We start from the raw sequence: 21794 nt of genomic DNA, 5'->3' as shown, positions 1-21794 counted from the left end.
TATTCATTGCTAATAATACATATATACCACTATTGCAATTGAATAATGGTATTAAATAAATTTGTTATATTGCTCTAGATTTTAAAACATGTCATACTGTAGTCGTGTGGCTACCTGCCATTCATATTTAATTTAAAGTGAAAATTACATAAGTTTTTGTTGGTATATCGTGCGTCTATGTAAGTGTAGGTTGCAATATTCTTTATTGTATATATTCTTTTTGTTAATGAATAATATTGTACTAGCTAATATTCCAGTTAAAACATTCAAAATTACTCAATATAATTTCTACAAAAGTTATAGTTTTATAGGTAAGTGTCAGTATAAAGATAGCAAAGATTATTACTCTACAGTCGGTGGAAGTGTAGATTTCGTCACAGCTGGCGATTTTAATACAAGAGTAAAATATCAAGATCTATTGTTTATCATTGATAAAGACATAGCGGAATCAATTAAAGCTTACGCTGAATCTGAATTTGATAGCCAAGCAAAAAATTATGCAAGAGATTTAAATCTGTTTCAAAAGTCAATTATCAGTCAAGAAGTTTTAGATGGATCAAGAGATAAAATGCAAAAAGCAAAACTTAATCTGCATCGTGAGTTAAAAAAATATAGAGAAATGATTATAACAGCAAAGTTCGATGGAGAAATAGGAGCAATAAGACATGCTGTAGGAGATAAAGTGAATGTAGGAGACTATCTATTTACTATCATAAAAGATAGTAAAAAAATATTATTCGCAGAAGTATCAAGTAACCTTTATAGAAAAATTAATAATCAATCATTTATAGAAATAAATGATTATAATCACCAAAAGATACAATTGCCAATAGAGGCTGTTTCTAATTATCTCTCTAATCAATCAACAATATCTATTAAAGCTACCATTCCAGAAGAAGTGATGATAGCTCATAATAGCTTCGTATCTAGTACCTTAATATATAATAGGCATGAAGGATTAGCAATTCCTGAAGATGCTGTATTAGAAAATACAGCAGGGCAATTCGTATATAAAGTTTCTGAAGATAATATAGTGGAGTTAGTACCTATCATAGTACTTACCCGTACAGATAATATGGTAGAATTTGCAGCGAATGAGAAATTATCAGTTGGCACTCAGGTCGTAGTAGAGGGGTTACAACAAATCTCTGCAGGAACAAAAGTAATGTACAACTAATTTGAAGTTATTTACAGATATACCAAATATTGTTTGAATTAGATCAGAGTCATAATATTATATTAATGAATTAAATTTTAATTGTAAATAATGTTAATTTCAGACATCTCTATAAAAAAACCTGTATTTGGTATAGTCATAAATCTGATATTAGTAATTTTAGGTATTATTTCTTATGCTAAATTACAAATAAGAAGCACACCCAACATAGATCAGCCTGTAGTCAGTATCAATTCTATATATCAAGGAGCAGATTCTGCATATATGGAAAGTCAAGTCACCAATAGAATAGAAGAATCCATAAAAACACTAAAAAATGTAGATTTCGTATCATCTAGTAGTGGTTACTCTTCAAGTATAGTAAATATCATATTTAAATTGGATACTGATATAGAAATAGCATTAAATGATGTAAGAGATAAGGTATCAAAAATATTATCTGATTTGCCAAAAAATATGGATTCTCCTATCATATCCAAAGTAGAGCAAGGCAATTTCCCAAGTATTTGGATAAGTATTAATAGCAATAAACATAATTTATTGGAACTAACTAGAATAGTAGAAAATCAAGTAGAAACAGTTTTAGAAAGGTTACCTACTGTAGGAGAAATTCAGACATTTGGAAGACAAAAATATGCAATGATCATAGAACCAAGAATAGTAGATATGTATAGCCATACATTATCAAATCAAGAAATTGTAAATTCTATAAAATCACAGAACCAAAATTTCCCTATCGGTACTATTGAAACCAGAAATAAAAATTTTATTGTAAAACTAAATTCTGAAATGAATCAGGTAGAAGATTTTGAAAAAATTATAGTAAAAACTTATAAAAATGGTGCAATTATAAAGCTTAAAGATGTTGCTGATATAAAACTTGATGCGTTAGATGTAAAAGTTTTACTGAAATATAATGGTATAAATTCGTTAGGGTTAGGGTTGGTATTGAAATCAGGAGCCAATGTTATTGATTTAGCTGATCAAACAAACAAAGCAATATCCGAATTGAATAAGATATTACCTGATTCTGTAAAAATTAATATTGCATATGATCAATCAATCCCAGTCAAGGAATCTATTGACGGGTTACTATATACTATATTTGAAGCAATTATATTAGTTACACTAGTCATATATCTATTTTTAGGTTCAGTAGTTACTACATTAATACCTCTTATGACTATTCCTATATCTTTAATTGCTACATGTATCATAATTCAATTACTAGGATTTACACTAAATATTTTTACTTTGCTTGCTATGATGCTTGCAATAGGTCTGGTTATAGATGATGCTGTTGTAGTGTTAGAAAATATTACAAGACATTTTGTAGAACTTAAAAAATCTCCTATAAAAGCTGCATTAGAAGGTTCCCAAGAAGTAGGATTTGCAGTGATTGCTATGACAATAACCTTAGCCGCCGTATTTTTACCCATAGGATTTCTTGAAGGAATGATAGGTAAATTATTTATTGAGTTCGCTTGGACATTAGCATTTTGTATATTATTCTCTGGGATGGTAGCTCTTACACTTACACCATTGATGTCAAGTAGACTTGTAAATACTACAACACAAACAAAAATAACATTATTAAAAATTTTTGATAAATATCTATTAAAACTACAGAATCAATATATTATTTTATTAAAAAAATCATTAAATAATAAAAAAATAGCTTTTGTCAGTATTGCTTTATCCATTATAGTGATTATATTCACTTTAAAAGTTATAAATACGGTTTTTGTACCTGAAGAAGATCAAGGTTTTATTATCTTGTCTTACGAAGGCCCTGAAGGTTCTACTTTAAATAAAACTGATTCAGTAGTTCTTGAATCACAACAAATTTTGAATAATCACCCTGATATTGAATCATATTTGCAAGTTTCAGGATATCAAGGAGAAAATACTGCATTGGCTTTCATTATTTTAAAAGATTGGAATAAAAGAAAAAAATCTCAGCAACAAATAGTGAATGAATTAAACTTATCTTTTAGTTCTATTAGCTCATATATGTCTATCTTTGCTAAAAATCCTAGATCTCTTGGTAACAGCGGAGCTGATGTAATAGCATTTTATGTACAATCTAGCGGAGAATATTCTAAAATAGAAAAAATATCTGAACAAATCATGAATGAAATGCATGATAGTAAAATTTTTACTAATATCTCATCAGATTTTGATACATCCACTCCAGGAATAGATGTAGTAATAGAAAAGAATAAAGCGCACCAATATGGAATTTCAGTATTAGATATAGCAAATGAACTGAGATATACTATATCTGATAACAATATTAGTGACTTTATAATGGGTAATAATATTTATGATGTAGTTTTGCATTATAATAAAAAGAATAAAAATACTATTAATATCCTAGATTCAATATTGGTGAAGAATAATCAAAATCAATTAATTCCTGTAGGATCGTTAATCAAAAAAAGAGAACATGGAATACAAAATCAATATTCGCATTATAATAACTTAAGATCTATTAAAGTTACAGCAAATATAAATAAGAATTTTAATATAGGAATAGCTATTAATGCTTTAAATAAAATTTTGACTCCAATTATAGAAACTAACAATATCACTATTGAGTATGGAGGAGAAATAAAACAGTTGAATGATTCAGGCTCAGATTTTTTATTCCTATTTCCATTAGCAATAGTTTTTATATATCTGATACTTTCAATTCAGTTCAATAATTTTCTAGATCCATTAATTGTGTTATTTGCAGTACCATTCTCTATGGCCGGAGGTGTAGTATCACTATATATTTTTAATAATAGTTTAAATATGTATAGTAATATTGGTTTAATTACATTGATAGGGTTGATAGCTAAAAACTCAGTAATGATAGTAGAATTTGCTAATCAATTGAATGATCTAGGAAAACCTATATTAGAATCTATAATAGAGTCAGCAAAATTGAGGCTAAGACCAATATTAATGACTACTATAGCTACAATATTAGGAGCAATTCCATTGGCTATGTCTTCTGGTTCAGGTGCTGCTGCTAGAAATTCTATAGGATTGGTTATTACAGGAGGGATGAGTATAGGAACTATATGTAGTTTAATTATTATCCCCATGTTATACTATAGCCTGAAAAATAAATAATGATTTGAAGTAATGGTATTAATTCTAATATCGATACTGTGATTTAATACAAATAAAAATTGATAAATGTATTTATTAGGTATAGACCCTGCTATATCTCAGCTCGGCTGGGCTGTAATTCAAGTAATAGAGAATAAAATCAGCTTCATTGATAGTGGTACAGTAAAAGGCAGCAAAGTAGATAAGATTCATAAAAAGCTATTTTATATCAATGAAATGATGCAAAATGTTATTTTGTTATATAATCCGCAAATAATAGCAATGGAAGAAACATTTATAAGTTCTAATGCATTGTCGTCTTTAAAGTTAGGTTATGTAAGGGGGGCTTTGATGTCATTAATAGGGCAATATAATATAGAATTTTATGAATATAAGCCTAACCACATAAAAAAAACAACATCCGGTACGGGCCATGCTAATAAAAAACAAATGCAATATATGATACCTTTAATAATAAATAATACACCTAAAGATATCTCAATAGATGAAACAGACGCACTAGCAGTAGCATATACATGTTCAATACAGATAAGAAATTTTAAAACTATTGTTAGTGAAGATAACAAAAAAAATCGATAAATTATTAAATCAAATAATTCATATTTATTATAATACAATAGGAAAATAGAAGAAATTTTTATGTGTAAGCAAGCAATTATTATAGAAAAATTAACAAAATTTTATCCAAGTACAGATCTAGAAAAACAAAAAACTGCATTAGATGAAATAAGTTTAACTATACAGAAAGGTAAAATTTTTGGATTATTAGGGCCAAATGGTGCAGGTAAATCTAGTATTATAAATATATTAGCTGGTACTACAAATAAAACTTCTGGTGTAGTTAAAATAGATTCAGTAGATATAGATAAACAACCTAAGTTAGCACGTTCATTGATAGGTATAGTGCCTCAAGAGATAGTAGTAGATAGTTTTTTTACTATAAGAGAATCATTGGAGTTTGCAGCTGGTTACTACGGGATAAAACCTAAAGATAGGCAATCAGATAAAATATTGAAAATACTAGATCTATATGAAAAAAAAGATAAATTACCTAAAGAATTATCTGGAGGGATGAAACGTAGGTTTTTAGTAGCAAAAGCTATTGTACATTCTCCTAAAATTTTAATATTAGATGAACCCACCGCAGGAGTAGATGTAGAATTACGTTCAAATCTGTGGAAATATATCAAAACACTCAATCAAAAAGGACATACAATAATAATTACTACTCATTATCTAGCAGAAGCAGAAGAATTATGTGACGAAATTGCATTTATAAATCATGGTCAAATTTTATATCGAGATACAAAAGAAAAATTACTCAAAAAATTTGGTTCGAAATATATAGATGTAGAGTTTACACAAAAAATATCACATAATATACAAGGTCAACATAATAATGCCAAATACAGCTTGGTAGAGGATAATAAAATTCGATTTAATATATCAACAGAAGATGATATAAACGATATATTAAATATAATATTGTCTTTAAATATTAAAATCAAAGATATACAAGTGATTAATCCTAACCTGGATGATATATTTTTTAAAATTATCAAATAATATTCATTATCAAATAATGTTAGTTATATTAATAAAAAAATACAGTTTTAAGTTATGTATGAAATATTATCTAATTACTCTGTAGTATCTGTAGTTGGAAATAATTCCAGGAATTTTTTACAAAAAATCACTACAAATGACGTATTAAATAAAAAATATTCATACAATTATATATTAAATAATCAGGCTAGATACTTATTTGATTGTTTTGTATATCAAAATTCAGATACGGAACTCCTTATTGAAATTAATATCAATCAAAAACAATCATTAATTGATTATCTTGTTATATATAAACTCAATGAAAATATTGAAATAACTGATGTATCAGATGAATATTATATAACATATTCAAATAATGATTTATCAAATATTGCTATTATGTCTTTTAGAGATCCTAGATATGAAAATCTTGGTTACCGATCAATATTTTATAGAAAAGATATTGTATATCAAACTAGCAAATTAAATAAGATAAATGATCTGTATATAATAGATAAGTATAAATACGGTATTATTGATGGATACATAGATTTAATAGCTAAAAAATCTATTCCTATAGAATACGGGGCAGATGAGTTATCAGGGATCAGTTACAGCAAAGGTTGTTACATCGGACAAGAATTAATTTCTAGAACTAAATATCAAGGAGTCGTAAGAAAAAACGTATATCAACTAATATCCGAACATAATATAGACCACGAAAAAGAGAAAACACGCATTTGGTTTAATAATAAAAAAATAGGTATTTTCTGTTCTATTTATCAAAATCAAGCATTGGTACTATTAAATAACGAAGATTATTCACAAATACCATCTAAAAAACTTACCATAGAAAATAATGAGTTCAACATAATTATACCACACTGGTATAATAAATGAATACTGGTACAACTTTATCTGTAATGAAAATTATAATTTTAGTCTAGAATAGTTTCTTAGGTATCTTAAAGAAATTTTGGAAGTAAGCGATTATTGTGAATAAATTACTAATTATAGGCAAAATTCATGATGAAATCTTTGAGGTAATAAAAGTTTTAAAGGCTCATGATATAGAGGTAATATTTGTTAATACTATTGAAGATTCATCAATCTATTTAGATAAATTAACAAAATGGCTACTAATAGATGTAGAAATTGATATCACTTCATTCATCAAAATGATCAATGCTAGAAAGTTGATATCTTGTATAATGTCCTATGGTATAGGTTGCTCTATACAGAAATCAGTAGATAGCATCAATAAAGGAGCTGAAAAATTTTTCCTACTACCTTCTGATACAAAATCCTTAATAGATACATTAATAAAATCTGTAGACAAAAATACTATCCATAAAACTTCGAGATTAATTGTAGAATCCCTTGTAATGCAAGAAATATTGAAAATTGCTAATAAAATATCTAAATCCAATGCAAATGTTTTAATCACAGGAGAATCTGGTACAGGAAAGGAAGTCATAGCACAATATATTCATGAAAATAGTAATAGAAAAAATATGCCGTTTGTTGCAGTTAATTGTGCGGCAATTCCTGAAAATTTAATTGAATCTGAACTATTTGGTTACGAAAAAGGATCATTCACTGGAGCATTGATAAAAAGAATAGGTAAATTTGAAAAATCTTCTGGTGGAACGTTATTGCTAGATGAAATTAGTGAAATGGATGTTAGATTACAATCCAAGCTACTGAGGGCAATACAAGAAAAAGAAATAAACAGAATAGGTTCTAATATTCCTACAAAAATTGATTTAAGAATTATTGCTACTTCAAATAAAAATTTAGAGCAAGAAATTTTAAATAATAACTTTAGAGCAGATCTTTATTTTAGACTCAACATAATTAATATTCCAATTCCTGTATTACAACACAGAAAAGATGATATAATACCTCTCGCTAAGTATTTTATTAATAAATATACTAGTTATAACAATTTAAATAAAAAAATACTTTCTAAAGGAGCAATAGAAAAAATAAATAACTATTCTTGGCCAGGAAATGTCAGAGAATTAGAAAATATAATACATAGAAGCGTTTTATTATCAGAATCTGACGAAATCCAAGCACAGGATATATATATAAGACAAAATACTGAATACTTAAATGAATTATCTAAACAAAAAAGCACTATAGACAGTAAATCATTCTTTATTAACGTTTAGTATAATACGTGCCAAATGTTGCTAATATATAGGAGTAACTAAATTATAGTTACTCGTATTATTCAGCTTGCAATAAAGAATATCCGATTTCATTGCCGAATCTGTATAAACATATAACTTTCGTATAATCCATTTCTGATTCATCTAATTTACTCAGGAGCGATGTGATATTAGAACGCTCAACTTGTTTTGGTGTTTTAGATAAAAATCTAAAACAATAATGGTCAGATACAATCTTTTTTACTGAAGAATTTGGCCATATTTTTAATCCTTTAGTAGAAATATTATTGATAAAAATATCAGAATTTTTACCTAGCAAAGAGTTTATTTTATCTACTAATCTACTAATAGAATCTATTTGAATATTCATATATAAATCAAATCCAACTAAAACTTTTGTCTCTTGAGTGTCAATTACATATTTTATGGGTTCTAGCAATTGTTGGGACTTGTTACCGTCACTAAATTTTACCGTAGCTAATTTGTCGGGATTCTGCCCTAACCTATCGATAATAGCCTGAGTAAAATCTGTTGTGGTTACTTTTTTTGTAGAATAAGCTTCATTATATATGTCTGCTGTATGTATTCCATCTTCTATAGTTTTTCTCCAAGCATTTGCTATCAGAGCGGCTGATTTTATTTTTCCTATGTGTCTTAGCATCATAATTGCGGCATTAAGTAGCCCTGAAGGATTTGCAATATTTTGTCCTGCGAGCCTAGGGGCAGAACCGTGTATTGCTTCAAACATAGCAAAATCATCTCCTATATTAGCTGAGCCGGATAACCCTACTGAACCAGACATTTCAGCTGTGACATCAGATATTATATCCCCAAATAAGTTTGAAGTAACAATAACATCGAATCTAGCAGGATCACTTACTATCTTTGCTGTTCCTATATCCACTATATAGTGTTCAGCGATAATGTCTGGATAATTTTGAGCGATTTCATCAAATATTTTATGAAATATTCCCTCTGAAAATTTCATAATATTATCTTTTGTTAAGCATGTAACTTTTTTACGTTTATTCTTAACTGCATATTCAAAAGCATAACGTATAATTTTTTTACATCCTGTTATTGTGGTAATTTTTATTGCTTCTCTTAGGTCATGGCTGCTTCTATATTCTATCCCGGAATATAGATCCTCTTCATTTTCTCTTATTACTATTACATCCAGATTTGGATATAATGTCTTAATAAAAGGATGATAGGATATTGCTGGCCTGATATTAGCATAAAGCCCAAACAATTTTCTTATTGTAACATTTAAGCTTTTATAGCCTCCTCCCTGAGGCGTTGTGATAGGTGCCTTTAAGAAGGCTTCTGAGCTTTTAATTGCATCTAGATCATGTTCAGAAATTCCTGAAGAATATGACCTATTATACATATGCTCCCCTATTTTAATTTCTTTAAACTCTAGCTTTTTATCAACTTTTTTTAAAATTTTAACAACAGACTTCATAATTTCAGGGCCTATCCCGTCCCCATATGCTATAGTAATGTCTCCATACATAACTTATACCCAGTTTTTATAATAAAATTAAACTCATTAACAATCCTAGATTGCCGCTGCCAATACCATATCACAGTTAATAAAATAATAATAGAATTATTCTAAATGCCATATATAGTAATATAGCTATACGAACATATATTAATTGAAATAAAATTCTCGAAAAATGAATATTTATTTCAGTCAATAGCATTCTGATATCGATATTGATATTGATGTATTTTTTAAATATATTAATATGAAATTTATACGGCTAATAATTTACAGCTAAGACTTATAAACTGATTTTAAATTTTGCTATTTTTAGGTGATAAAGTGAAACACAAGGAAGAACATTTTGTACATTTTCGGGTGCAGACTTCTTATTCAATACTAAAAAGTACAATATTGATAGAAGATTTATGTAAATTGGTCAAAGATTGCAATATGAATTCTGTATGTATTGCAGATCAAGGTAATTTATTTGCAGCATTAGAATTTACTATAGCAGCAAAAGTACATAATATATACCCAATACAAGGGTGTATACTTAATATACTATATTATAGTCAGGATATTCCATATTATGCAGAATTACTTTTATTAGTTAAAGATTCTGAAGGGTATAAAAATCTATTAAATTTAATTGCTATAACATTTACAAAAAATGATAGAAAAGTCTGTAATCATATTACTTGTGAAGATTTATATAAACATAATCAAGGTTTAATATTATTATCAGGGTATACTGATGGTATAATCGGTCAATTACTTATAAAATCGAATTATCTAGAGGCAATAAAGTTTAGTAAGGAAATAAAATCAGTTTTTGGTAATAGATTTTATTTTGAAATTATGCGTCACAATCTAGAAAATGAAAAAAAGATAGAGCGAGAATATCTAAATATTGCTTCTGAACTTCAAATAGCTCTAATTGCTACTAATAAAGTATTATTTTTATACCCTAATCAACATAAAGAACATGATGTACTTTTATGTATATCTGAATCTACTGTGATGGAAGATCAAGAAAGAACTAAGGTAAGTAATCAGTGTTATCTAAAAACCTCTAAAGAAATGAAAGAATTATTTGTAGATTTACCAGAGGCAATTACTAATACAGCGCATCTAGTAAAAAGATGTTATTTTGTACCAGAACCTAAAAAAGTAATTCCTCCGATTTTTATGGAGGAATCTTCACAAGATAATTTAATAAAACAAGAAGCAAAAGCTGGATTAGAAAAAAAACTGAAAACAAAAATCCAACATGAAAATATTCATGATGTAGCTAAACAACAAGATATCAAAGATAAATATTTTCAAAGATTAAATTATGAGTTGGAGATTATCTGTAATATGAATTTTGCTGGATATTTTTTAATAGTATCAGATTTTGTAAAATGGAGTAAACAGAATAACATTACAGTAGGGCCAGGTAGAGGTTCTGGAGCTGGGTCTGTAACCGCTTGGAGCTTGGATATTACAAATTTGGATCCAATAAAATTTAGGTTACTTTTTGAAAGATTTTTAAATCCCGAGCGTATATCTATGCCAGACTTTGATATAGATTTTTGTCAGGAAAAAAGAGAAGAAGTTGTAACGTATGTATCTAGAAAATATGGTTATGATAAAGTAGCTCAAATTATTACATTCGGTAAAATGCAAGCAAAATCTGTGATAAAGGATGTATCAAGGGTATTAGGAGTAAGGTATGAAATTGCTGATTATCTAAGTGAACTTATTCCTTTTAACGCTGTATCACCTGTTACATTAAAGCAAGCTATTAATACAGTTGCAGAACTCCAAGATGTACACAAAGGTAAGGCTATTTCTAATTTTCAAGAAGAAATATCAGTAATGAAACAAGTGTTAGATATTGGGTTAACTCTGGAAGGGCTTAATAGAAATATTTCAACACATGCTGCTGGTATAGTTATTTCAAATGAAAAATTAATAGATACTGTACCTATATATAAAGACATTAATTCATCAATTTTGGTAGTTCAGTATTCTATGAAATACTGTGAATTATCTGGTCTAATAAAATTCGATTTTTTAGGATTACAAACATTAACTTTAATAACAAAAATTATTAATAGACTCGTTGAACAAGGAATATCTATTGATATAGATACAATACCGTATGATGATAATAAAACTTATAAGATGCTATCATCTGGTTTAAGTACTGGAGTATTTCAATTTGAAAGCACAGGGATTAAAAATATTCTAAAATTACTAAAACCAGATACTATAGATGATATAATAGCACTAGGGGCACTTTATAGACCAGGCCCTATGGATAATATCAAAACATTCATTGACTGTAAACATGGTAAACAAAATATCAACTATATGCATGATAGCTTGAAGAATATACTAGAACCTACTTATGGAGTAATAGTATATCAAGAACAAGTGATGGAAATTGCTCAACAATTTGCAGGATACACCTTAGGTGAAGCAGATTTACTAAGAAGAGCAATGGGTAAAAAAATTAAAAAAGAAATGGAATCTCAAAAGGAAAAATTTTTACAAGGGGTGGCAAAAAATAATATATCCACTGATATTGCTCAACATGTTTTTGATCAAGTAGTAAAATTTGCAAGTTATGGTTTTAATAAGTCTCATGCTTCTGCATATGGAATAATTTCTTATCAAACGGCATATTTAAAAGCAAATTTCCCAATAGAATTTTTTGTTAATGCATTAAATTTAGAAATACATAATAGTGAAAGAATAAATGCATTACTATATGAAGCTAGTAAATTTGGCATTAAATTTTTACCTCCTAATATTAACAAATCTAACAACTTGTTTGATATTATAACAACTTCACAAAAGGTAAAAGATAACAATGATATTGAAGAAAGAGTTATAATATTTGCTTTTGCCGCTCTTAAAAATATTCCATTATCACTAGGCAATCATATAGTTGATATTAGATCAAAAATTGGAGATTTTAAAAATATAGTAGAATTCATTGAACAAATTAATCCAAAATTGATAAATAAACGTATATTAGAGAATCTTATAAAAGCAGGAGTATTTTATGAATTACATCAAAATCAAAGAATATTGCTAGAATTTGTTGAACAATTAATAAACTATTCTATTACTTATCACAGGCAGCTTCTATCTAATCAAATGCAGTTATTAACATTAGCATCAAGTAATAGAGATATATTAACTAAAATAGAAAAATCAAAACAAGAGGAGTTTACCGAAGATAAATTAGCATATAACGAGTTTGATATCGTAGGTCTGTTTATACAATATCACCCTCTCAATACTGTAAAAGATATACTTATTCACTCAGATCTAGACCCATATCTATCAGAAAATCAACTTCTGAATAAACAACAAGAGCATATAAATATAGTGGGAATTATAATAAAAAAAAATTCACGTATGTCTAAAAATGGTAGGTTCATTACAATATTAGTATCTAATTTGAGTTCAATACTAGAAATTACAATATTTAATGAAAATATCATGAAAGAAAACGCTCACCTAATTAAAGTTAAATCCCCCGTTGTTATATATTGTAATATGATGAATAGCAGTAACCAAACTAGAGTTATTGCAAAAAAATTTATTTTATTAGATGATTACATAGCAAATTTTGATTTTAATATAAAATATTATTTTAATAATGAATCTGAATTACTTGAATCAATCAATAAATTAAAATACCAAAAATCTTTGATTTCTAAAGATAGTAAAATAAATATTTTTTTAAAATTGGAAAACACCTTCACTGCAAAGATAGAGATCTAGCTCTAAAGTAAATATAGAACAGTATATTTGACAAGAGTTATAATTGATATTATGATGTACCGCGCAGGTTGTTGTGTGAATTTATACTTATATTTTATAATCAAATATTCTGTAATGAGATTCACTAGATATCTAATAATTTTTAACTCAAATAGTAAATAACAAAAACTATGATAGTAGTAGCAATGTCAGGAGGCGTGGATAGTTCTACAGTTGCAGCTATGTTACATGAATTAGGGCATCATGTAGTTGGTATTACACTACAATTATATGATCACTCTACTTCTTCATCTAATAGAAAATCTGGTTGCTGTGCAGGGCAAGATGTATATGATGCAAAATCTGTAGCATCAAAGATAGGAATAGCGCATTATGTATTAAATTATGAAAATAATTTTAAAAAAACTGTAATAGATGATTTTATAGATACTTATAATAATGGTATGACTCCTATACCTTGTATTCAGTGTAATCAAAATATTAAATTTAAAGATTTATTAACATTTGCACAAAAGTTAGGAGCTACCGCATTAGCTACAGGGCATTATGTACGAAAAATTAAGAATAATAATCTTTTAGAACTACATAAAGCTGTTGATAATAAAAAAGATCAAAGTTATTTCTTATTTAATATCACACAAAAACAATTGGAATATTTAGAGTTTCCACTTGGTAATATTACAAAAGAACAAACTAGAAATTTAGCACTGAAATACGGTTTATCAGTAGCCGATAAGGCTGAAAGCCAGGATATATGCTTTATCCCTGGAGGCAATTATCGTGAATTGTTATATAAAGTACAAAAAAACACTGTAAATAAGGGTAAGATTCTACATATTGATGGATATGAATTAGGCCAACATAATGGTATAGCAAATTATACAATAGGTCAAAGAAGAGGTATATCTATTGCTTTCCCTTATCCACTATATGTTATAAAAATAGATTCTAAATTAAATAGAATTTATGTAGGGCCAGAGTCAGCACTATTAAAAAATAGTTTTTTGATAAATAAAATAAATTTAATAAAAAAATTACCTAGTAAAACAGAAATAAAAGTTTCTGTTAAAATTAGACATAATACAGAGGAGATGCCAGCATTAATATCTGTAGAGTCTGATGATGAAATTAAGGTGACATTGTACAATAAGGCTAAAGCCATTACTCCAGGGCAGGCATGTGTTATATACCAAGGTACAGAGATCCTTGGTGGAGGGTGGATCACAAAGAAAATTGGGTAATTAGTAATTAAATTATTGCAATAAAAACAAAGTTATTGTATCCTGGGTTCGGTTCTTGTTGTTGAATACTTGTTATGGTATATAATGTTAAGATTAAGATTAAGACTCCTATCTGAGGAGTTATTCAATAGAATCTGTTCTTTGAGTTATTTGAGTATTTTGTTAGAAGTATTTTTTATAGGAACTACCATGGGTTTTTTTTGTAACATTTATCAATGTTGCCGAATGTTACGACCAAATTTGTTGCTTGTTCAGGCTGGTTTATGTTGTGTATATACACAACATAAAATGACTTCTTAATTTATATCCATCAGGGATATTTACTTTTTAACATGGAGGTTTTAGTGCTGATTCTCAGGAATTCGAAAATATTCTGAATCTGTTCTGGATCCGTGTGTAAAGGAAAAATCTCTAACTAAATTATATCAAGATGTATGATCTATTATGAGTATTTTTTATAAAAAGTCTATCATGACTATATTATCAATTGATAGTACCAAAACTAAAAAACTAATAAAATCTTTTGGCACTTGGGATATAATATTTTTTGGTATAGGTTCTATAGTAGGCTCTGGAGTGTTTATTTTGACTGGGGTCGTCGCATCTATTTATACAGGTCCTGCAATTATAATTTCATATTTAATATCTGGTACAGTGTGTATACTTATGGCACTAAATTACACAGAACTTATAACTATGCAACCTACATCAGGAGGTGTATATAGTTATTGTTATTTATCTTTTGGGGAGATATTTGCTTGGGTAACTGCTTCCATTTTAATATTAGAATTAGGGGGAGCAGCAGCAACAGTAGCAATAGCTTGGTCAGCTTACTTAAATAACATTATCAATTCTTTAGGAATTGAGTTACCAAAATATATTGCCTCTGGATCAATAGAAAATGGCTATGTTGATATATTGGCAGTTTTTATAGTGGTTTTGCTGGGCATATTGTTATATTTGGGTACTAAAGAAAGTAAAATGGTAAATCGTATACTAGTATTAGTAAAACTGAGTTCGATATCTGTGTTTATTATTTTATCTTATAAAAATGTTAATCCAAATAATTGGAATGATTTTATGCCTTTTGGTAAAAATGGAATATTAGTAGGTTCATCAATATTATTTTTTGCATTTAATGGGTATGGGGTGCTGGCAACTACAGCAGAAGAATGTAAAAATCCTAAATATAATTTAGGTATTGGTATTATAGTTTCTATTGTAATAGCAACCATAATATATATGTTGGTAGGAGCAGTGTTAACTGGTGTGATATATTATAAAAAATTGAATACCAGTAGTGCATTAATACTGGCTCTGCAGGAGTGCAACAGCAGTATTGGATGCAAAATTGTGACTTTAGGAGCAATCTTAGGCATGATATCAACAATACTGCTGAATATGTATGCTATAACTAGAATTTTTTTTGTAGTATCACGAGATAATTTATTACCAACCACTATGTCTAAGTTACACCCAAAACATAACAGTCCTTATAAAATAATACTAATATTTACTTTGTTGATAGCACTTGTTGCAGGATTCTCTTCTTATAAATTATTAAGCAGCTTATCAAGTATGGGAACATTAACTAATAATATTGTCATTACATTATCTGTAATGTTCCTTCGTTTTAAGTACCCTAATCAACACAGAATATTTAAATCTCCTATGTTATTCTTACTATCTCCAATAGCTATGTTGATTTCAGTATATTTACTATATAAACAAATTATTGATAGCAACAGAGTGTTAACATTGGCTGGTAAAATTATAATAAGTTGGATAACATTTGCAGCATTAACCTATTTAATTAAGTATGTTGCCAGTACTAAATGTAAAACTATACCAAATATCACTAAACATTCAAATTAAAAGGTATATAAATTATGCAAATTAAAGAAAATACTCGGTTATTTCCTAAATTTTTAATAATTCTATTTTTAGTAGAATTTTGGGAAAGATTTGCTTATTATGGTATGAGAGCAATTCTAACACTATTTTTAATATCACATTTTCAATTATCAGATAAATCTTCCTATGCTATATATTCAATATATGCAGCACTTAGTTATGCAGGGCCTATTGTTGGAGGATGGATTGCTGATAAATGGCTTGGGTTCTCCCGTATGGTTTTAGTTGGAGGAATCATAATTAGTATAGGACATTTGTTTATGACACTAATCCCTATATATGATAATTTTTTATATCTAGGGTTAGCACTAATAGCCGTAGGTGCAGGCTTTTTTAAAGGTAATATCACCAATCTACTTGGATCATGTTATGATAAAGAACATTCTTTAAATAGAAGCAATGGATTTACTTTGTTTTATGTTGGGGTAAATTTAGGAGGGGTTACTTCCGGTATAATCTGTAGTTATATAGGCAATCAATTCGGCAATCATTATGCTTTCGGATTAGCAGGATTAGGAATGGTATTAGGTTTAATAACATTTATAAAATACCACCACGTGCTTCCAATAACTAAAGATGTTAAATATCAAACAATATCTAAAGCTTCAGTAAATAACTTAGTTTATGTCCTGGCTGTAGTTTTTACTATCTTTTCTGTTTATTTATTAAAGTATTACGCTGTAATACAACAAATACAGTATTTATCAAATATTATTAAAATTTTGTCACTTGTACTGGTTATCGCAATTATAACATGGATGTTATATAAAATAAAAAATGCTCAAGAAAGGAAAAACTTAATAGCGTTGATAATATTTACATTTTTCTTTATGATATTTTTTATGTTTGAAATGCAATTAGGTAGTATATTTTGTACTTTTATCCATAGAAATGTAGATAAATTTATATTTGGAAAATATTTTTTATCAGCAAATGCTGCATCATCTGCTATTAATCCATTGTCTATAGTAATATTTGGTACATTGCTTACTTTGATAGCAAAACGAAATTCTAAATCCAATATGTTAAGATTTGCTTTTGGTATATTATCTGTAAGCATATTATTTATAATATTATATTATGGGTGTGTTTATGCTAATGATGAAGGTTATGTAAATTATATTCCGGTATTATTAGGATTGTTGATCATGAGTATAGGGGAAGTGTTTATATCTCCTTTTTTACAAGGACAAGCTACTTTATTGTCTCCTCAAGGGTTTAAAGGGCTGATCATGGGTATGATCATGTTATCATTGTCATTTGCAAATTTGCTGGGTTTAACATGGACTCCTATTTTTGATATTGCAAAGGTAACTTCTTCTGATAATATATTTAATCCTGTAGAATCTTTAGAAGTATATAAACAGGGATTTTTACAGATGTTTCAGTTTAATACAGTGATTTTTATATTATTCCTATTACTAATACCTGTATTAAAGTATTTATTAAAAAATAATCAGACTAACTAAATTAGGATACAGAGAATTTCAATAACTACATTAATATGAAAAAAAGCTATCCTAATTTTTTGTTAGTATTATTTAGTGTAGAGGTGTGGGAAAGGTTTAGCTATTATGGTATTAGATCAATTTTGGTATTATTTTTAATCTCTGAATTAAATCTATCAGACAAAGAAGCAATTTCTACCTATTCATTATTTTCAGCAATTTCTTTCATAGGGCCTGTGCTAGGGGGATGGATCGCTGACAATTATTTTGGATATCTCAAAATGGTAACTGTAGGAGGTATTGTTCTAAGTTTAGGGCATATGCTGATATTTTGTACAAAATTACATGCGCAGTTTTTATATCTAGGATTAGCTACAGTGGCTATTGGGTGTGGTTTTTTTAAAGGTAATATTAACAACTTATTAGGTATATGTTATAGTAACGATCAGTATAGTGATCAAGATCGTTTTAATGGATTCAATCTATTTTATGCTGGAATTAATATAGGAGCTGTGTTATCTACTTTTGCTTGCAGTTATATAGGTAAAATATTTGGATTACACTATGGGCTTTCTATCGCAGGAGTAGGTATGCTAATAGGATTGTATACCTTGTATAAGCACAGTAATATTTTTAAAAATCAAGCAACAATCTTGAAGAAAAAAAATGTAAATAACATTTTTTTTATTAGTACAATAATACTAATATTTCTACTTACAATCTTACTCAAAAATAGCTATAAACTCGTTAATTATACCAATTTTGCTATTGTTATACCTATTCTCATATTAATAGCAATTAGTTATTTGCTATATTTAATAAAGGACATACAAGATAAAAAAAATGCATTAACATTATTTATATTTTTTATATTTATGATGATATTTTTTGCGTTTGAGATGCAATTAGGATCATTAATTTGTTTGTTTATTGAAAGAAATGTAAATACAAAGCTATTTGGATTCAGCATACCAAGCCCTGTAATAGCTACTGGATTTAATTCTTTTGTAATGGTAGTATTTGCATTTTTATTAAGTAGAGAAAGTAAAACAGGCTTTAGAACCAAGTTATTTAAATTTTCTTTTGGTATATTATCTGTTAGTATATGCTTTGCAACACTATATTATGGATGTCTTGTTTCAAATAACGGGTATGTGAATCCTATGTATGTTCTATTAGCTTTGTTTTTCATAGCGATAGGAGAAGTGATAGTTACACCATTTGTGCAAGCTCAATCTAGCTTGATTGCTCCTATAAAATTTAAGGGTATATTTATGGGAATGAGCATGTTAGCAATAGGAATAGCAAATTTCTCTGGTTTTATATTCGCTAAGACATTTTCAATCCAAACCAATAGTATAGATTCACTAATGCCTTTGGATTCTATTATGGTATATCAACAAGGTTTTTTATATATTGCAAAAATTAATTTAATATTTTTTACTATATTTCTAACATTAATTCCATTCATATTAATGATGTCAAAAAAAACTAATCTCTGTCAATAACATTTGCTGTATTATCTAAATAATTATAAATTATATGTTACTACGGAATGGAGTCATGTACAATTTCTATAGAAAATTTCTAAAAATATTACTATCAATAATATATAAAATAGAAATAAAAGGAATAGATAATCTGTATGCAGTAAAAAATGAAAAAACAGTTATCATTGCTAATCATGTTTCATATATAGATCCAGCATTAATATCATTATTTTTACCATATAAAATAGTTTTTGCTATTAATAGCAAAATAGCCAAAATATGGTGGATCAAGCCATTTCTAAAAATAGTAGAAACATATTCTTTAGATACAACTAATGCTATGGCTATAAAAACTCTAATAAAAAAAGTGAAATTAGGGGAAAAAATTGCTATTTTTCCTGAAGGTCGTACTAGTACTACAGGATCTATGATGAAAATATATGCAGGACCTGCATTGATAGCATATAAAACAAATGCTAAAATTTTACCCATAATGATTAATGGTACAGAATTTACTGCGTTTTCTAAAATTAAAAAATTATTTTGTACTAAAATAAAGTTTCGTAAAAAACTTACAGTAAAAATATTGCCAGCTGTAGTTTTAGATATTAATAATAATTCTGATTCAAAAATTAATATAAAAAAAATACTAACAGAACAGTTATATGGCATAATGAGCGATGCTAGAGCTTCTAGATATGATATGAATACAGGATTATTTAAATCCTTAATCGATGCGGGATATATTTATGGCATGAATAAGAAAATTCTAGAAGATATATCTAATGTAATAACATATAGAAAAATAATATCTAGAGCGTTTTTATACAGAAAATATATAGTAAATAATACAAAAATTGACTCTAACCAAGATGGTATGCACTATCAATCTAAATATTCAAACTCAGTAGCAATAGTGTTACCAAATAGTATTGAGTATATTGTAAGCTTGTTTGCTATCCATAGTTTACAAAAAATAGCATTTGTAGTAAATTATAATCAATCTCAATCATTAATTTTTAATGTACTGCAAGCTTCAAATGCTCAATTGTTGATTACATCAAAAAAAATTATTAAAGATTTAGCACTAGAAGGCTTAATTATCTCAATAGAAAAAATTAAGATAGCTACTTTATATATAGAAGATATATTAATAAACACTAGTATTATAGATAGAACTATGTGCTACTTGAGTAGTTTTGTTCCTGAATTTTACTATAAGAAAATTTCTAATAATCAGAAAAAATTAAATTCTGCTTCATTAATATTACAAAGCAGCAGTAAAAAAAATAACATTAAATTATTAATGTTTTCAGATTTAAATATTAGATCAAATATTTTACAAATCACTTCTAATATGGAAATATCTCCTCAGGATATAGTCTTTAGTTCAATAAATTTATATCATGGATATAGTTTGATTACATCATATTTATCATTGCTGACTGGTGCAAAAAATTTTTTATACCCGTATTTATCAAATTATTCGTCGATACCTGAAATTATTTACTCAAGAAATATTACTATAGTATTTTCTACACCAATTTTAAGCCATTATTATGCTATATATGCTGATAGCTATGATTTGCGATCAATTAAATCTATGATTTTATCATTAGACCATCTACATTTATCTAGTAAAAAAATATTAATAGAAAAATGCAAAACTAATATCTATGAATGTTATTTTCATGAATCATCTTTAATGATATCGCTAAATACATTGACACAATATAAAGGAGATTCCATGGGTAAAATATTGCCTAAAATTCAGTATTATCTAAAACCATGTAAAACCAATTTAAAATTAGGCTATTTGCAAATTAAATCTCCCAGTAATAGTAGTAGTTATATTGAATTTATTCATAATACTGAACACTATATACAGAATATAAAAAATGAAATTTTAATTGAAACCACTCTGGATTATCAGGATACTGAAGAATTAATATTCATAGGCAATGATTTTATTACTTCAGAAACATCATATATTACACAAAATACAGAAAATCTGTATATAGGAGAATTGTTAGAACATATATTTCGTAATAAATTTTTAGGTACACATATCATTTTATGTATAAAATCTGTTTTTTTTATATTCACTAATGATACTATTTCTAATACAAAACTACTTGATATATTGCATCAATTTAAAATATACGATGAATCTTTATTAAAACGGATTATAATACTTAAATTAAATGAATTAGAGGTAAATCATATAGGACAAATTAATTATTCACTTTTAGAAAATTATCTTAATAAAAAATAATAAAAGGATAATTTTATACTTATAGAGTTGATTTTAAAGAATCTAAAAATCTTTAGTTAAATTATCTGACTTTTATAATACATAATCGCAGTAATATATATTATCTAATATGTATAAATATTGAAA

The 21794-nt window shown here is 27.3% G+C and carries 12 protein-coding genes and 1 pseudogene; 12 read left to right on the top strand and 1 reads right to left on the bottom strand.

Annotated elements, in window-relative coordinates:
• The first annotated feature begins 226 nt into the window (after nt 1-226).
• The 6 genes from IHI24_RS00540 to IHI24_RS00515 all read left to right on the top strand — a co-directional run bounded on the left by IHI24_RS00540 (nt 227) and on the right by IHI24_RS00515 (nt 8025).
• Nucleotides 227-1177: an efflux RND transporter periplasmic adaptor subunit gene (locus IHI24_RS00540; RefSeq protein ID WP_194966122.1), complete on the top strand. Its 951-nt coding sequence runs from the start codon at nt 227-229 to the stop codon at nt 1175-1177.
• Between the two features lie 90 nt (nt 1178-1267).
• Complete coding sequence (locus IHI24_RS00535; protein ID WP_194966121.1) at nt 1268-4300, top strand: efflux RND transporter permease subunit; 3033 nt, start codon at nt 1268-1270, stop codon at nt 4298-4300.
• 66 nt (nt 4301-4366) lie between these two features.
• On the top strand, nt 4367-4879 hold the full coding sequence (gene ruvC / locus IHI24_RS00530) for a crossover junction endodeoxyribonuclease RuvC (RefSeq protein WP_194966120.1): 513 nt from the start codon (nt 4367-4369) through the stop codon (nt 4877-4879).
• A 60-nt stretch (nt 4880-4939) separates the two neighbouring features.
• Nucleotides 4940-5866, top strand: coding sequence for an ABC transporter ATP-binding protein (locus tag IHI24_RS00525; RefSeq protein WP_194966119.1), 927 nt, complete (start codon nt 4940-4942; stop codon nt 5864-5866).
• A gap of 54 nt (nt 5867-5920) precedes the next feature.
• Nucleotides 5921-6748 carry a CAF17-like 4Fe-4S cluster assembly/insertion protein YgfZ gene (gene ygfZ, locus IHI24_RS00520; protein ID WP_194966118.1) on the top strand — a complete coding sequence of 276 codons (828 nt, stop codon included), beginning with the start codon at nt 5921-5923 and terminating at the stop codon, nt 6746-6748.
• A gap of 95 nt (nt 6749-6843) precedes the next feature.
• The gene (locus IHI24_RS00515; protein WP_194966117.1) at nt 6844-8025 is read left to right on the top strand and encodes a sigma-54 interaction domain-containing protein; all 1182 of its coding nucleotides are present in this window, start codon (nt 6844-6846) and stop codon (nt 8023-8025) included.
• A 58-nt stretch (nt 8026-8083) separates the two neighbouring features.
• Here the strand turns inward: IHI24_RS00515 and IHI24_RS00510 are convergent, their stop codons facing one another.
• Nucleotides 8084-9541 (bottom strand): NADP-dependent isocitrate dehydrogenase, encoded by a 1458-nt coding sequence (locus IHI24_RS00510; protein ID WP_194966116.1) that lies wholly within the window; start codon nt 9539-9541, stop codon nt 8084-8086.
• Between the two features lie 315 nt (nt 9542-9856).
• Here IHI24_RS00510 and dnaE point away from each other — a divergent pair.
• The 6 genes and pseudogenes from dnaE to IHI24_RS00480 form a co-directional block, all read left to right on the top strand.
• Nucleotides 9857-13249 (top strand): annotated as a pseudogene (gene dnaE / locus IHI24_RS00505) (DNA polymerase III subunit alpha); the annotation flags it as partial.
• A 221-nt stretch (nt 13250-13470) separates the two neighbouring features.
• Nucleotides 13471-14541 carry a tRNA 2-thiouridine(34) synthase MnmA gene (mnmA, locus tag IHI24_RS00500; protein ID WP_194966114.1) on the top strand — a complete coding sequence of 357 codons (1071 nt, stop codon included), beginning with the start codon at nt 13471-13473 and terminating at the stop codon, nt 14539-14541.
• A 444-nt stretch (nt 14542-14985) separates the two neighbouring features.
• Complete coding sequence (locus IHI24_RS00495; RefSeq protein ID WP_194966113.1) at nt 14986-16416, top strand: amino acid permease; 1431 nt, start codon at nt 14986-14988, stop codon at nt 16414-16416.
• 14 nt (nt 16417-16430) lie between these two features.
• Nucleotides 16431-17924 (top strand): peptide MFS transporter, encoded by a 1494-nt coding sequence (locus IHI24_RS00490; RefSeq protein WP_194966112.1) that lies wholly within the window; start codon nt 16431-16433, stop codon nt 17922-17924.
• A 35-nt stretch (nt 17925-17959) separates the two neighbouring features.
• Nucleotides 17960-19411 carry a peptide MFS transporter gene (locus IHI24_RS00485; protein WP_194966111.1) on the top strand — a complete coding sequence of 484 codons (1452 nt, stop codon included), beginning with the start codon at nt 17960-17962 and terminating at the stop codon, nt 19409-19411.
• Between the two features lie 55 nt (nt 19412-19466).
• Nucleotides 19467-21668: a 1-acyl-sn-glycerol-3-phosphate acyltransferase gene (locus tag IHI24_RS00480; RefSeq protein ID WP_194966110.1), complete on the top strand. Its 2202-nt coding sequence runs from the start codon at nt 19467-19469 to the stop codon at nt 21666-21668.
• Nucleotides 21669-21794 lie beyond the last annotated feature (126 nt).

Source organism: Rickettsia endosymbiont of Cardiosporidium cionae (assembly GCF_015476335.1).
Classification (GTDB): domain Bacteria; phylum Pseudomonadota; class Alphaproteobacteria; order Rickettsiales; family Rickettsiaceae; genus JADHZC01.
This window is presented reverse-complemented; position numbering and strand designations above follow the sequence as displayed.

What these genes read in the sequence shown, in the direction of transcription:
- IHI24_RS00540 (WP_194966122.1), top strand. Translation starts at nt 227, where the DNA reads ATGAATAATATTGTACTAGCTAATATTCCAGTTAAAACATTCAAAATT.
- IHI24_RS00535 (WP_194966121.1), top strand. Translation starts at nt 1,268, where the DNA reads ATGTTAATTTCAGACATCTCTATAAAAAAACCTGTATTTGGTATAGTC.
- ruvC (WP_194966120.1), top strand. Translation starts at nt 4,367, where the DNA reads ATGTATTTATTAGGTATAGACCCTGCTATATCTCAGCTCGGCTGGGCT.
- IHI24_RS00525 (WP_194966119.1), top strand. Translation starts at nt 4,940, where the DNA reads ATGTGTAAGCAAGCAATTATTATAGAAAAATTAACAAAATTTTATCCA.
- ygfZ (WP_194966118.1), top strand. Translation starts at nt 5,921, where the DNA reads ATGTATGAAATATTATCTAATTACTCTGTAGTATCTGTAGTTGGAAAT.
- IHI24_RS00510 (WP_194966116.1), bottom strand. Translation starts at nt 9,541, where the DNA reads ATGTATGGAGACATTACTATAGCATATGGGGACGGGATAGGCCCTGAA.
- mnmA (WP_194966114.1), top strand. Translation starts at nt 13,471, where the DNA reads ATGATAGTAGTAGCAATGTCAGGAGGCGTGGATAGTTCTACAGTTGCA.
- IHI24_RS00495 (WP_194966113.1), top strand. Translation starts at nt 14,986, where the DNA reads ATGAGTATTTTTTATAAAAAGTCTATCATGACTATATTATCAATTGAT.
- IHI24_RS00490 (WP_194966112.1), top strand. Translation starts at nt 16,431, where the DNA reads ATGCAAATTAAAGAAAATACTCGGTTATTTCCTAAATTTTTAATAATT.
- IHI24_RS00485 (WP_194966111.1), top strand. Translation starts at nt 17,960, where the DNA reads ATGAAAAAAAGCTATCCTAATTTTTTGTTAGTATTATTTAGTGTAGAG.
- IHI24_RS00480 (WP_194966110.1), top strand. Translation starts at nt 19,467, where the DNA reads ATGTACAATTTCTATAGAAAATTTCTAAAAATATTACTATCAATAATA.